This window comes from Proteiniclasticum sediminis, from assembly GCF_018128025.1.
GTDB classification, from domain to species: domain Bacteria; phylum Bacillota; class Clostridia; order Clostridiales; family Clostridiaceae; genus Proteiniclasticum; species Proteiniclasticum sediminis.
In genome coordinates this window covers 1-14061 of sequence record NZ_JAGSCS010000031.1, presented here as the reverse complement: position 1 = coordinate 14061, position 14061 = coordinate 1, and the positions used below count along the sequence as shown (strand labels likewise).

At 52.9% G+C, this 14061-nt stretch carries 14 protein-coding genes; 6 read left to right on the top strand and 8 right to left on the bottom strand.

What is annotated here, in order from left to right; genetic code table 11:
- Nucleotides 1–107: 107 nt before the first annotated feature.
- The 4 genes from KCG48_RS13985 to KCG48_RS13970 all read right to left on the bottom strand — a co-directional run bounded on the left by KCG48_RS13985 (nucleotide 108) and on the right by KCG48_RS13970 (nucleotide 3654).
- Complete coding sequence (locus KCG48_RS13985) at nucleotides 108–545, bottom strand: ACT domain-containing protein (RefSeq protein ID WP_408004743.1); 438 nt, start codon at nucleotides 543–545, stop codon at nucleotides 108–110.
- A 17-nt stretch (nucleotides 546–562) separates the two neighbouring features.
- Nucleotides 563–1525: an L-threonine 3-dehydrogenase gene (locus tag KCG48_RS13980; RefSeq protein WP_211802800.1), complete on the bottom strand. Its 963-nt coding sequence runs from the start codon at nucleotides 1523–1525 to the stop codon at nucleotides 563–565.
- A 10-nt stretch (nucleotides 1526–1535) separates the two neighbouring features.
- Complete coding sequence (locus KCG48_RS13975) at nucleotides 1536–2723, bottom strand: glycine C-acetyltransferase (protein WP_211802799.1); 1188 nt, start codon at nucleotides 2721–2723, stop codon at nucleotides 1536–1538.
- A gap of 160 nt (nucleotides 2724–2883) precedes the next feature.
- Entirely contained in the window at nucleotides 2884–3654 is a 771-nt protein-coding gene (locus KCG48_RS13970; protein ID WP_211802798.1) for an HNH endonuclease, read from the bottom strand.
- Between the two features lie 204 nt (nucleotides 3655–3858).
- Here KCG48_RS13970 and KCG48_RS13965 point away from each other — a divergent pair, with 204 nt between their 5' ends.
- The 3 genes from KCG48_RS13965 to KCG48_RS13955 all read left to right on the top strand — a co-directional run bounded on the left by KCG48_RS13965 (nucleotide 3859) and on the right by KCG48_RS13955 (nucleotide 5176).
- Nucleotides 3859–4101: a metal-binding protein gene (locus tag KCG48_RS13965; protein ID WP_211802797.1), complete on the top strand. Its 243-nt coding sequence runs from the start codon at nucleotides 3859–3861 to the stop codon at nucleotides 4099–4101.
- A 9-nt stretch (nucleotides 4102–4110) separates the two neighbouring features.
- Nucleotides 4111–4293, top strand: coding sequence for a hypothetical protein (locus KCG48_RS13960; RefSeq protein ID WP_211802796.1), 183 nt, complete (start codon nucleotides 4111–4113; stop codon nucleotides 4291–4293).
- A 166-nt stretch (nucleotides 4294–4459) separates the two neighbouring features.
- Nucleotides 4460–5176, top strand: coding sequence for a Crp/Fnr family transcriptional regulator (locus tag KCG48_RS13955; protein WP_211802795.1), 717 nt, complete (start codon nucleotides 4460–4462; stop codon nucleotides 5174–5176).
- Between the two features lie 57 nt (nucleotides 5177–5233).
- On the opposite strand, the gene rimO is transcribed toward KCG48_RS13955, so the two are convergent.
- The 3 genes from rimO to KCG48_RS13940 all read right to left on the bottom strand — a co-directional run bounded on the left by rimO (nucleotide 5234) and on the right by KCG48_RS13940 (nucleotide 8757).
- A complete protein-coding gene (gene rimO, locus KCG48_RS13950; RefSeq protein ID WP_211802794.1) occupies nucleotides 5234–6568 on the bottom strand; it encodes a 30S ribosomal protein S12 methylthiotransferase RimO in 1335 nt (444 codons plus the stop codon).
- 247 nt (nucleotides 6569–6815) lie between these two features.
- Nucleotides 6816–8078, bottom strand: a complete 1263-nt coding sequence (locus tag KCG48_RS13945; RefSeq protein WP_211802793.1) for a sensor histidine kinase — start codon at nucleotides 8076–8078, stop codon at nucleotides 6816–6818.
- Entirely contained in the window at nucleotides 8059–8757 is a 699-nt protein-coding gene (locus KCG48_RS13940) for a response regulator transcription factor (protein WP_211802792.1), read from the bottom strand. Before KCG48_RS13940 ends, KCG48_RS13945 begins: the two co-directional genes overlap by 20 nt.
- Before the next feature lie 130 nt (nucleotides 8758–8887).
- On the opposite strand from KCG48_RS13940, the gene KCG48_RS13935 reads away from it, so the two are divergent.
- Entirely contained in the window at nucleotides 8888–9061 is a 174-nt protein-coding gene (locus KCG48_RS13935; RefSeq protein ID WP_211802791.1) for a hypothetical protein, read from the top strand.
- A 44-nt stretch (nucleotides 9062–9105) separates the two neighbouring features.
- Here KCG48_RS13935 and KCG48_RS13930 read toward each other — a convergent pair whose 3' ends face one another.
- A complete protein-coding gene (locus tag KCG48_RS13930; protein WP_211802790.1) occupies nucleotides 9106–9543 on the bottom strand; it encodes a MarR family winged helix-turn-helix transcriptional regulator in 438 nt (145 codons plus the stop codon).
- A 190-nt stretch (nucleotides 9544–9733) separates the two neighbouring features.
- On the opposite strand from KCG48_RS13930, the gene KCG48_RS13925 reads away from it, so the two are divergent.
- Both KCG48_RS13925 and KCG48_RS13920 read left to right on the top strand, forming a co-directional pair.
- On the top strand, nucleotides 9734–11938 hold the full coding sequence (locus KCG48_RS13925) for an ABC transporter ATP-binding protein (RefSeq protein ID WP_211802789.1): 2205 nt from the start codon (nucleotides 9734–9736) through the stop codon (nucleotides 11936–11938).
- 5 nt (nucleotides 11939–11943) lie between these two features.
- A complete protein-coding gene (locus KCG48_RS13920; RefSeq protein ID WP_211802802.1) occupies nucleotides 11944–13806 on the top strand; it encodes an ABC transporter ATP-binding protein in 1863 nt (620 codons plus the stop codon).
- Nucleotides 13807–14061: the final 255 nt, after the last annotated feature.

Below are 14061 nucleotides of genomic sequence, written 5' to 3'. Positions count from 1 at the left end.
ATAAATATATATTAAGTCAATTGCTACGCAAAAAAAGCAGCCATTACTTTTGTAATGACTACTTTGTCTACAGTCTGATCCCCTCCGAAGATTCGGAGGGGATTTTGTTATTCCACAGCCACCAGCTGAATGCTGATGATGTAGGGTTCCTGTTCAAAGCTGTCCAGGAGTTCCTTTACACTGACGTTCATGGCAGAGGTGTCAATGGTGAGGTTCACGCTGGCTGCATTGTTGATGGGAATATCCTGGTTGATGGTGATGATATTGGCATTGGTCAATCGGAGTTTCTCCAGCACTTTGGCCAGCACCCCGGCCTCATGGGCAATGAGGAAGGAGAAGGTGGCCTTTCGGCCCTTGCTGCCCTCGGACAGGAGAAACACATGATCCTTGTACTTATAGTACGCCGATCGCGAAATGCCCACAGCTTTAACACCTTCGCTGATATCCTTCACCTTTCCTGTATGAAGGAGGGTTTTTACCTCCAGCACCTTCGTGAAAATCTCCGGCAGGATTTTGCTGTTGACGATATAGAGTTCTTCATTCAAACCTTGTTCCATCCTTTCTACCGGTCCGTGACGCCCAGTTTGATTCTGAGGTTCTTCAGCATGTCTTCGGTCATGGCCGCCAGATCATACTCCGCCTTGAATCCCCACTCGGCAATGGCCGCGGAATAATCGATGTTGTCGGGCCAGGCATCGGCGATGGCCTGACGCACAGGATCCACATCATAGGACATGGTGAATCCGGGAATATGTTTCTTGATCTCCGCGGCGATCATCTCCGGATCAAAGGACATGGCGGAGATGTTGAAGGCATTGCGGTGGATAAGCTTCGCCGGATCCGCCTCCATGAGAGCGATGATGGCATTGAGGGCATCGGGCATGTACATCATGTCCATGAAGGTCCCCTTCCCGATATAGGAGGTGTAGGATCCTTTTTTCAGGGCATCATAGTAGATGTCCACGGCGTAGTCCGTGGTTCCGCCGCCCGGCGGGGTCACATGGCCGATGAGGCCGGGGAAGCGTACGCCTCGGGTGTCCACCTGGAAACGGTGATGATAGTAGTCACACAGGAGCTCTCCGGAGACTTTTGTCACCCCGTAAATGGTGGTGGGACGCTGAATGGTGTCCTGGGGAGTATCCTTTTTCGGAGTCGTTGGGCCAAAGGCGCCAATGGAACTGGGGGTGAAGAACTGGGTATTGAACTCCCGCGCCACCTCCAGGGCATTGACGAGGCCTCCCATATTGATGTTCCAGGCGAGGAGGGGATTCTTCTCCGCCGTGGCGGAAAGGAGCGCAGCCAGATGAATGATCGTGTCGACCTTTTCCTTCTTCACCAGCTCGCCCATGGCTTTGGCATCCAGGACATTCAGGATTTCAAAGGGTCCGGAAAGAAGCTCCGAAGTTTCCTCGGGCCGTCGGATATCCGTTCCAATGACCTGATCATTGCCGTATCGGGCACGCAGGGTGGTGGTCAGTTCTGAGCCCAGCTGGCCCATGGCTCCGGTAATTAATATTCTCTTCATGCTCTCTCCCCTAAATCACACCGAGTTCTTTGCCGACTCGTTCATAGATGCGCAGTGCTTCTTCCAGCATTTCCCGGGAATGGGCGGCGGTGGGCATATTTCTCACGCGACCGGTGCCCATGGGAACCGTGGGGAACACAATGGACTTGGCATAGACCCCTTCTTCAATGAGTCTTCGGGAAAACTTCTGGGTCAGGGTCTCCTCCCCGATGATCACCGGGGTGATGGGGGTCTCGGAGTTTCCGATGTTAAAGCCCAGTTTTTTCAGCTCCGCTTTCAGGAATCGTCCGTTTTCCCACAGCTTGTCGTGCAGCGATCCATCCTCTTCCATGATGCGGATGGCTTCCATACAGGCCGCCGCATTGGCCGGGGTCAGCGAAGTGGAGAAGAGGAAAGGACGGGCGCGGACCTTGAGCCAGTCAATAAGATCCTGGGATCCGGCCACATAGCCGCCTACAACACCGATGGCTTTAGACAGGGTGCCCATCTGGAAGTCGATGTCCTTGGCATGACCAAAATGCTTCACCGTTCCCGCGCCATGTCCCATGACTCCTGAACCGTGGGCATCATCGATATAGGAAATGAGGTCCTGTTCCTTGCAGACTTCCACAATGCCGGGGATATTGGCCACATCCCCATCCATGGAGAAGACGCCGTCGCTGATGTACATGATTTTCTCGTAAAGTCCGGAAAGCTTCGCTTCCTTGGCCTTCTCCCGAAGATCCTCCATATCCTGGTGCTTCACCCGGATGATCTTGGCTCCAGAGAGACGGCAGCCGTCAATGATGGAGGCATGATTCAGCTCATCGGACAGGATGGCGTCATTTTTCGTCATGACAGCGGAAATCGCCCCCATGTTGCAGTTGAATCCGGACTGGAAGACAATGGCCGCCTCGGTCCCTTTGAATCGGGCCAGCTTCTTTTCCAGTTCCGTGTGGATGTCCATGGTGCCATTGATGGTGCGTACCGCTCCCGCACCCACGCCATACTTTTCTGTGGCTTCCACTGCTGCAGCCTTCAGCCGCGCATCATTGGCCAGCCCCAGGTAGTTATTCGAGGACAGATTAATTAGCTGCCTTCCCCGAATGGTGATCTTCGGTCCGTTGGCCCCCTCCAGGACATCGATCTCATTATAGAGACCCTTGCTCTTCAGCTCGTCCAGATTCCGGGACAGGAACGAATCCAATGCTTTGCTCATGAATATACCCCTCCTTTGTGCATGTGACGTTTACAAATTCGGACATTTGTCCATTAATTTCATTATATCAGAGGCCCAAGGTGATACAAGGGAAAAAGAAGGGTTTTTCCCCGGCTTTCAAAAATATTTTGAGAGACAAAAAAAAGAGCAGCCCAACGTCTTACCGTTGCGACTCCTCCTTCTCGGCCTTTCTCAGTTCTTCCCGGATTCGGATCATCTGTTTCAGTTCCCCCACTGTCACCGGACTGTCCTTATAGCGGTGGATCATGCCATGACAGTTTTCGCAGATGGGAATAAAATCCTTCTCCAGGTCATATTCTTCCAGGGTCTGTTCATTCTCATAGATCTGATGAATCTGGACGAAGCCCCGGCCAAAATCCCCATAAAAGCTTTCATAGCTGAATCCGCAGATTCCACAGGCTGTACCATGGATCTTCAGGACCTTCAGGCGGATTTCCGGATCCGTCTCAAAGCGGGATTTGATTCCGTAGATAAACTTATCGGAGTGGAGCATATACTCCTGGGCATCCCGGACGATATCCTCCGGAAAAAGGACTTCGGCGGAATAGGTGAGCTTGTCGATCTTCTCCAGGCGAAGAAGCGGGACATTCTCCTCCTTCAGCTCATAACCGTAGCTTTCAAAAATAAACTTGGAAGTCACATTGCTCAGTTCCCGGGTCAGATCCTTGCCCCACCGGAACTTTCCCCGAAGGCGCTTATAGTCATCGAGATACAGGACACCCGAATAGTCCGTCTCATGATAGGTAATGCGAATATCCCACCGGTCATGCTTCTCCATTTCATGGAAGTGGAAAAAATCCCGAAGATAGTTGGGAATGCGAATCTCGCCATAGGTCAGGAGCGACTTGTCAATGCGCTTGATGATGACACGATCGCCAATAACTTCAAAAGAATTGAATGTCTTCTCCACAGCGCACCTCCTTCTTGATGGTCTGTCCTGAAAATCACAGCATTACCCGAGCATTCCGAATCTTTGCTCATATTCTATTATAGGATATCTCAAGGGTTTTCTCCACTTTCCCAAAAAGTTTTCCCCCCCAGACCCCGGAATTGTTGCATATTTGATTTCGAAGTGCTACCATGGATAAGAATTATTCCTGAGGAGGGAAGTGCCATGAATCTGAATGAAATGATGAAATTTGTAGAAAGTGAATATATCGTCATCAATAATACCCCCTGCGAACTTTGCGGCGGAAGCTATCTCACGGAATCTGCAGGGTTGTCCTTTGAAAACGGAAAAGCCGAGAACATCACCCATTGCGTCTGCGAGAACTGCGGCAATGAGCGGGAGTTCTTCTTCCGAGCCCCCTTCATCAACCCCATGGAATGGGAGAAAAATACGGACGAATTAAATTAGAGGTGTAGAATGAAACAAGAAATTATGGATGCCATTAACCAGGAACTGGAAGCTGCCCTGAACGACGTGACCGACATGGAAGCCATCCTGGAACAAAGTCCCTCCCAGGATGAACTGAAAGAAAAGTTCAAGCGTCTGGCCGAAAAGGTGTCCAGCCTGGAGTCCCTCCTGATTCAGGAAGGAATTCTCTAAGTCCACAGAAAATCTGCAGCCCCCAAGGACTCCGAATCTGGAGACTTTGGGGGCTTTTCCTGCCCGTAGCCGGGTATTCTTCCCCCGGGAGACTTTTCTTTTTCTCCCCGTTGTGGTTTACTAATGTTAGCAATGACAACGGGTCATAATAAGGTAAGGTGATCATATGACGTTACAAGGCTGCAGCTGCGGATGCGAGACCTGCTTCGCCGGAAACGGAACCTGTGTGGATAAAATCAGTCTCTTTGATTCATTGTCCCCAGAACAAAAAGGGCTCATCCTCAGCAAGTCCGTCCATCGGACATTTGAAAAAGGCGAACTCATCTTTTCTCCGGGAGACCCCGGAGATATTCTCTACATCATCAACAGCGGCGAGGTGAAGATCTATAAGCTCTCCGCCCAGGGAAGGCAGCAGACCCTCCATATTCTCGGGCCCAAGGATTTCATCGGCGAGCATGCTCTCTTCAACGCCCAGCCCCTGCAGAACACCGCAGAGGCTCTGCGAAAAGCCAATATCTGCATGATCAAGGGTAAGGATATCCGGGATCTTCTCCTGGTCTATCCCGATATGGGCATTAAAATCCTGGAACAGTACGCCAAAAAGAACAACCAGATACTGGGAATTGTCGAATCCATCGGTCTCTATGATGTGGAGCAGCGGATCGCCAAATATCTCCTGGATCTGTCCCAGGAGTTTGGTATGGAGGCATTCAAGCTTCCCTTTAGTAAGGGAACCCTGGCCAGTATCATCGGCACCTCTCAGGAAACCCTCAGCCGGAAACTCTCGGCCTTCCAGGAGGAAGGAATACTGGGCTTATCCGGACAGCGAAACATCGCCATCCTCAACAAAGACCGCCTCACAGAGATCCGGGACGGACGATAACGCCATAAAATAAAGTAAAAACAGCGGCTGATCAACACGGATCAGCCGCTGTTTTTTTTATTCTGCCGAGTACACCTCGCCAAACAGATCATATTCTTCTGCCCGGGTAATCTTGACCGTAACATAGGTTCCGACCACCAGCTCCCTGGAACTGGATACGACCACATTGCCGTCGATTTCCGGTGCCATTTCGGCATTCCGGCCGTAGTAGCCATTTTCATCCCGTCCTTCGATGAGGACATCCTCGATTCGGCCCACTTTGCTTTCATTGATGGACCGGCTGATCTCCTGCTGACGACGCATGATGGCGTCCCTTCGCTTCTCCTTGGTGTCCTTGCGGACCTGCCCCGTCATGAGGGCTGCCGGGGTGCCTTCCTCTTTGGAATAAGTGAACACGCCCAGCTTGTCGAAGCGGGCCTCTTCCACAAAATCATAGAGCTCCTGGAACTCCTCCTCCGTTTCCTGGGGGAAGCCCACAATAAGGGAAGTGCGCAGCACAATCCCTGGAACCTCCCGGCGAAGCTTGGCGATGAGCTCCTGTATTCCTGCCTTCTTCGTTCGTCTGGCCATACGGCGCAGCACGGTATCGCTGATGTGCTGGATGGGAAGGTCCAGATACTTCACCACTTTCTCATTGTCCCGGATCTCCGCGATAAGCTCGTCATTGAATTCCTCCGGATAAAGATAGAGTACGCGAATCCATTTCAGGCTTTCAATGGCCTTCAGCTTCTGCAGAAGCTCCGGCAGGGCTTTCTTGCCATAAAGATCCGTGCCATAGCGAGTGGTATCCTGGGCCACGATGATAAGTTCCGTGGTTCCTGCATCGGCCAAGGCCTTCGCTTCCTTCAGGATATTCTCCATGGGACGGCTGCGGTATTTGCCGCGGATTTTCGGAATAATGCAGTAGGTGCAGTTGTTGCTGCAGCCTTCCGAAATCCGAAGATAGGCCGTCTGGCCAAAGCCGGTGGTGATGATCCGCTCTCCATCATTAATGCCTTCATCCAGATAATCCACGGCCATGATCCGTTCCCGATCCTTGATAAATTTTTCCACATAGCTGTCCAAGAAACCGTAGTTGTTCACCCCGAGAATAATATCCAGCTCCGGCATGAGCTTCAGAAGCTCTTCACCGTAGCGCTGGGTGAGACACCCCGTGGCCATGAGCAGTTTGCACTGATGGTCCTTTTTATACTGGGCCATCTCCAAAATCGTATCGATGGACTCCTGCTTGGAGCTTTCGATGAACCCGCAGGTGTTCACGATGATGATGTCTGCCTCCTGGGGCTCGTCCGTCAGGTCATACTTATTCTTCAGCATGCCCAGCATAATTTCCGAATCCACTCGGTTCTTGTCGCAGCCCAGACTGACCAGGCCGATTTTATATTTATCCAATTCTCTTCCCCCGTTTTCGGATCCCTCTCCCCTGGGGAGAAGCGGATCTATGGTTGTTCCAGTGCCGTCATTTTTGACTTATCTATTATATCCTTGAAATGCTCCCTTGCCAAGAATTTTCCTTAAGGCGCAAAGAAAAAACCCCAGTCAGCTCCTCGGATTTCTCTCCTCTCCCCTTCAAAAATTCTCCACGCCGACTGGGCAAAAAAGATCTGCGGTCTTTCCTCGGGAAAAAACCGCAGATCTTCTAGGCTTCTTTTTCGGGCTGGGCCGCTTTTGCCCCTTTGCCCTTGGGTTCCCGGGGAAGCTGCACTTCGATGAGGGTGCCCCCCTCTTTTCGTCGGGAAGCGGTGATGGTACCACCATGGCAGTCCACAATCCACTTGGCGATGGAGAGCCCCAGGCCCGTACCGCCGTTGTTCCGGTTTCGGGCTTTGTCTTCCCGGAAAAACCGGGTGAACACCTTCTCCAGGTTTTCTTCCTTGATCCCCACCCCATTGTCCAGGACCCGGATAATTCCCTTGTCCTTGGTGCCGTCGATAACGAGCTCAATCATGCCCTCGTCCTTGGTGTATTTCAGCGCATTGTCCATGAGGATGATGAGGAGCTGATGAAGATTCTCATAGTTGCCCTCGATGACCACCTCTTTCCGGGGGGTATAGATGAACCGCTTATTCTGGATCTGGGCAAACTCGCTGTAGATGATGGCGATGTCGTCGCCTAACTTTCGCAGATCGAACTTTTCGGTTTTTCCCATGGAGGCCCCGGCATCGGCCCGGGTGAGGATCATGAGGTTGGAGACCATCCGGGAAATTCGCCGGCTTTCCCGCAGGGCCGGTTCAATATACTCATATTTGTCGATGATCTTTTCCTCGGGGTTTCGAAGAAGTCCCTCCAGGCGGCTCTGAATCACCGCAATGGGCGTTCGCAGCTCGTGGGAGGCATCCTGTAGGAATGCACGCTCCTTCTCGATGGATTCCTTCATGGGCTTGATGGTGGCGTTGGCCAGAATGTAGCTGATGAGGATGGAGGCTAAAATCACCATGACACTGCCGTTGATGAGGATTCGCTTCAGGCTGTTCAGCACCCGGATATCGGAATCGATGTTGTAGAGCAGCTGAATTTCCCGGGTTTCCCCATGGTCCACCAGGGTGAACTTCAGCGTGCGGAAATGACCGTTCTTGAAGTTTACCGTCTGGATCTCATCCTGGGGGATCTGGGCAAAAACCTGAGCGCCCTCTTTGTAGAAATCCGACACAGGATACTTCAGATCAATGTTCCCCTTCTCATCCCGGACAATGGTGATGGTTTTGGGATTCAGGGGCAGACTGAAGGGCAGATCCTTGTCCACCATTTTCACCATGGCGCTGCGAAACAGCTCCAGGTCAGCATCCACTTTGTTGATCTGGTTCCGAAAAACAAACATATAGATGCTGATGGAGAACAGACAGATGATGACAAAAAAGATGGCGATGTAGCTCGCCAGAATTCTAAGCTTTTTCTTCTTCATGACCCTCTTCCTCCACGGAGAACATGTACCCCAGTCCCCGCACGGTCTTGATGGGGAGGGTGTATCCGTAATTCTTCAGGGCTTTTCGCAGGTTGGACACATAGACTTCCACCACGCTGACCATGGTGTCGGAATCAAAGCCCCAGATCCGGTCAAAGATCTGTTCCTTGGTGAGGATCGTATCCTTATTGGAGATGAGGTACTCCAAAAGGTCATACTGCTTTCCCTGGAGAAAGATTTCCTTTTCCTTGAGGAAAACCCGCTTGGACTTCCGCTCCAGGGTCAGGTCCTTATACTTGATGGTGGCAATGTCCAGGAGCCTTCCGCTTCTGCGGAGCACCGCTTCCACCCGGGCCAGGAGCTCCTCCCGGAAAAAGGGTTTGACAATATAGTCATCGGCGCCCAGCTTCAGCCCCTTGATCTTGTCCTCCAGTCCGTCCTTGGCCGTGATCATGATCACCGGGGTGGTAATTCCTTCCTTGCGCAGGTGTTCCAGGACCTCATAGCCATTCATCTCCGGCATCATGATGTCCAGGAGGATCAGATCATAGATATCCTTTTGAGCCTCATAGAGCCCTTCTTCCCCGTCATGGGCCAGATCCACGGAAAAACTGTCCCGGAGATAGTCGGCAATACTTTCCGCCAGCAGACGGTCATCTTCCACGATCAACATTTTCATTGATTACTTCACCTCTGGATTGCCCCGGAAACCGCAAAAGGCCCCGTGGCATCTCATCATTCTAAACACCTTGTGTTATAATGGATTATATCCATTCATGGTTAAACTTGTCTTAAAGGAGGGAACCCCCTTGGATTACATCGTCGTCGCCCTGGCCATCCTGGCCGTGGTCATTGTCCTGAAAGTCATGAAATCCGCCTTCAAGTTTGTGCTGACGGTGGCCATCCTGGCCTTTGCCGTCTACTACCTGGACCTCCAGGGACTCATCGACATCGGACCCTTCCTGGATGCCCTGGGCATGTGAGCCCAAAACGGCAAAGGAGACGTCAAGCGTCTCCTTTTTTCATGTCATAATTTCTGCAGTACCGCCAGAATCCTGGCTGAACACTCCAGCAGGGTGTCCACATCCTCCAGGGGAAGCCCTTTCAGCTTTTCCCGGGTATGCTCCTTCACATGCTCATGGAGAGACTCCAGGTAAGCCTTCCCCTTCTCCGTCAGGGAGATGAGGAGAATCCGCCGATCCTTGGGGTTCGCGGTCCGCTCCACATGCTCATCGGCAATGAGCTTATCGATGATGGGGGTCAGATTGGGCTTGGAAATGGACAGGCGCTTCGCCATGTCGGACATGGCCACGGGGCCCCGATTTTTCAGGACGAACAGCACTTTAATATGGCTCTGGGGCACTTCGCAGCTTTTCGATATGGCATGGGGATTCACCAGTTTGCTGTGCAGTGCCATGGTCATGGCAAACAGGTTTTCCCCTGTATCCTTTAATTTCTGATCCATGGGCCTTCCGTACCTCTCCTTTTTCACGTTGATTTCTTTTATTATAGTCTCTTCTTTGCCCCCTGGCAAGTTAATTATGAAATCATAATTATTATTGACTTATTACTTTCAAGCTCCTATAATAGGGAAGATAACCGATCCCACGGGCCGAGAGCCCGGGGAAAGAAGCCATGAACAAAGGAGACGACGTATGCTAAAGATTATGAAATACCTGAGAAAGTACAGTCTGCAGATCCTTCTGATTCTCGGGCTTCTCTTTGCCCAAGCCAGCCTGGATCTGGCGCTTCCGGACTACATGTCCCGAATCGTCAATGTGGGAATCCAGCAGGGGGGCATTGAGAATCCCTATCCGGAGGTCCTTCGGCAAAGCGAGGCGGAGAAGCTGAAAGCTTTCATGTCCGCGGAGGAAGCCGCAGTCTTTGAGTCCTATTACCAAAAAGCCGAGGGTTCCCCCTCCGCTTCCCTCCTCCGCCAGTATCCACTTCTGGAAACAGAAGGCTACCTGAGCCTGAAGAGCACCCCGAAGGACGATCTGGTGTTCCTGCAGAAATATCTCCTCCTCTTCTACGGGCTGGAGAACTCCAGCGGCGAAAACCCCCTCATCCCCCAGGGCAGCTTCAGTCAGCTCCCCCCGGGCGTGAGTCCGGTGGATGCCCTCCTGGCCATGCCGAAGGAAACCCGGGACAAGATGCTGAGCTCCATCTTTGACAAGCTGGACGCCATGCCTGCCGGTACCCTTTCCCAATCCGCCTCCCTCTATGTGCGCAGTGAGTACAAGGCCTTGGGGGCGGACCTAAACCAAATCCAGACCAACTACGTGCTCCTGTCCGGTGCCCAGATGCTGGGAATCTCCCTCCTGGGCATGGTGGTGGCGGTCCTCGTGGGCTTCATCGCCAGCCGCGTATCTTCAGGCCTTGGCCGGGATCTGCGCTTTGACATCTTCGGAAAAGTCATGGGCTTTGGCCACCGGGAATTCAACGAATTCTCCACGGCTTCCCTCATCACCCGCAGCACCAATGATATTCAACAGGTGCAGATGTTCACCGTCCTGATGCTCCGCATGGTCTTCTATGCGCCGATCCTTGGCGTGGGCGGTATCATCAAAGCCCTGAACACCAACCGCTCCATGGCCTGGGTCGTGGCCGTGGGCGTCATGGCCATCCTCACCCTGGTGGTGATCCTCTTCGCCGTGTCCCTGCCCAAGTTCCAGGCCCTGCAGAAGCTCGTGGACAAGGTGAACCTGGTCATCCGTGACTCCCTGGTGGGCATGATGGTCATCCGGGCCTTCAACACGGAGCGGTATGAGGAAAACAAGTTCGATATGGCCAACCGAGATCTCACGAAAACCAATCTTTTCGTCAATCGCATGATGTCCCTCATGCAGCCGACCATGATGCTCATCATGAACGCCATCAGCATCCTCATCATCTGGGTGGGCGCTCTGCAGGTGGATGGCGGTACCATGCAGGTGGGTGACATGATGGCCTATATCCAGTACACCATGCAGATCATGATGAGCTTCCTCATGCTGTCCATGGTTTCCATCATCCTTCCCCGGGCTTCCGTCTCCATGAAGCGAATTGCCGAAGTGCTGGACAAGGATATCGAGATCCAGGACGGGGAAGACCTGAAGCATCTGCCCGCCTCAGCCCGGGGCGAGATCGAGTTCAAAAAGGTCTCCTTCCGCTATCCCGGCGCCCAGGAGGATACCCTTACCGACATTTCCTTCCTGGCCCGCGCCGGCGAAACCACTGCCTTCATCGGATCCACAGGTTCGGGAAAATCCACCCTGGTAAACCTCATTCCCCGCTTCTATGAAGTGTCAGAGGGACAGATTCTCCTGGACGGTGTGGATATCCGGGAGCTTCCCTTGAAGGAGCTTCGCCAAAACGTGGCCTATGTGCCCCAGAAGGGCATTCTCTTCTCCGGCACCATCGAAAGCAATCTGAAATACGCCGATGCCGCTCTGCCCGATGACCAGATGGAAAAAGCCGCCCGCATTGCCCAGGCGGAAGGGTTCATCTTGGAGAAGGAAGAGGGTTATCAGTCCGCCATCGCCCAGGGCGGTGCCAATGTTTCCGGCGGACAGCGCCAGAGACTGGCCATTGCCCGAGCCCTGGCCGCCCAGGGGAAGGCCCTCATCTTTGATGACAGCTTCTCCGCCCTGGACTACAAAACCGACGCCAAACTGCGCAGCACGCTGAAGGAAGAAGTGGAGAGTACGGTGCTCATCGTGGCCCAGCGTATCTCCACCATCAAGCATGCTGACCGGATCATCGTCCTGGATGAGGGAAAGATTGTGGGGCAAGGCACCCACCAGGAGCTTCTGGAAAGCTGCCCCGTCTACCAGGAAATCGCATCCTCGCAGCTGTCAAAGGAGGAACTGACCGCATGAGTGAAATGAATAAAAAATCTATTCCCGGACCCGGCCGCGGTCGCGGTCCCATGGGTGGAGGCCCCATGGGCGGCCCCGGTATGGGCGGAGTCGTGGAAAAACCCAAAGACTTCAAGAAAACCGGCCGTCTCCTCCTGAGCTATCTGAAACCCCATCTCCTCAAGCTGATCCTGGTGGTCCTTTTCGCCATCGGCAGCACAGTCTTTGCCATTGCCGGCCCCAAAATCCTCGGCAATGTCACCACCACCATCTTCGAAGGGCTCATCGGAAAGATCACCGGCTCCAGTGCCGGCATTGACTTTGAAAGCATCAAGGGAACGCTGCTCTTCCTCCTGGGACTCTACGGCATCTCCGCTGTTCTGGGCTTCATCCAGAGCTACATCGTGGCGGGGGTCGCCCAGAAGGTTTCCTACAACCTGCGGACCAAGATCGCCGAGAAGATCAACCGTCTTCCCCTGAAGTACTTTGACAAGAACTCCCATGGCGATGTCCTGTCCCGCATGACCAATGATGTGGATACGGTATCCCAGAGCCTCAACCAGTCCCTGTCCCAGATCATCACCGCGGTGACCACCATCATCGGAATCTTCATCATGATGCTCAGCATCAGCGTGACCATGACCCTGGTGGCCCTCCTGATCTTGCCCGTGAGCATGTTCCTCATGATCTTTGTCATGAAGAAGTCCCAAAAGTTCTTCACCCGCCAGCAGAAATTCCTGGGCGAAGCCAATGGCTATATTGAGGAGTCCTTCGGCGGCCACGTGGTCATGAAGGCCTTCAACCGGGAAGAACAGGCCGTGAACGAGTTTGAAGCCATCAACGGCAATCTCTACGGCACCGCTTGGAAATCCCAGTTCCTCTCCGGCCTCGTCATGCCCATCATGAACTTTGTGGGAAACCTGGGCTATGTGGCGGTCTCCATCCTGGGAGGCTATCTGGCCATCAAGTCCTACATCAAAGTCGGCGATATTCTTGCCTTTATCCAGTACATCAAGCGCTTCACCCAGCCCATCTCCCAGGTAGCCCAGATCTCCAACGTGCTTCAGTCCACCGTGGCGGCATCGGAGCGGATCTTTGAGTTCCTGGGCGAGGAGGAAATCACTGAAGAAGGCGGCATCACCGTCGCTCCGGAGGAAGTCCAGGGCCAGGTGACCTTTGACCATGTGCAGTTTGGCTACGAGGAGAATGCCCTCATCATCAAGGACTTCTCCCTGGATGTGAAGCCCGGTATGCGGGTGGCCATCGTGGGCCCCACGGGGGCAGGAAAAACCACTTTGGTCAAGCTCCTCATGCGTTACTATGAACTGAATGCCGGAACCATCATGGTGGACGGCCGGGATATCCAGACCCTGGACCGGCGCTCCCTGCGCTCCTCCATTGGCATGGTCCTCCAAGACACCTGGCTTTTCAGCGGTTCCATCATGGAGAACATCCGCTATGGCAAGCTCGACGCCACCGATGAGGAAGTCATCTGCGCTTCCCGCTCTTCCTATGTGCACCACTTCGTGAAGACCCTGCCCAAGGGCTACGATATGGAGATCAACGAAGAAGCCAGCAATATCAGCCAAGGGCAAAAACAGCTCCTGACCATTGCCCGGGTGTTCCTCAAGGATCCGGCCATCCTGATTCTGGATGAAGCCACCAGCTCCGTGGATACCCGTACGGAAGTCCTGATCCAGGAAAGCATGGAAAAACTCATGCACGGCCGAACGAGCTTTATTATCGCTCACCGCCTCTCCACCATCCGCAATGCGGATATGATCCTGGTCATGAATGAAGGGGACATTGTGGAAACCGGTACCCATGAGGACCTCCTGGCCAAGGAAGGGTTCTATGCTCAGCTCTACAACTCCCAGTTCGACGAGTAATCTCTCCAGCGAAGGAATGCCCAAAAGGGAAACATGATAAAGAAACAGGCTGCGGAATAAGCATCACGCTTTTCCACAGCCTGTTTTGTTGGTTAAAAAATCAAGAGTTATTCCTGAGTTTTGGAGTTAAGCGACGAATCTGAAAACTAAAGATCCCTGAGGTCCGTTCATTTGAGCAGATTTCAGGGATCTTTATCGTTCACGAAACTTTAATTATTTTGTCCTGTTATGTTCGGTTATAATGTGATATACTAT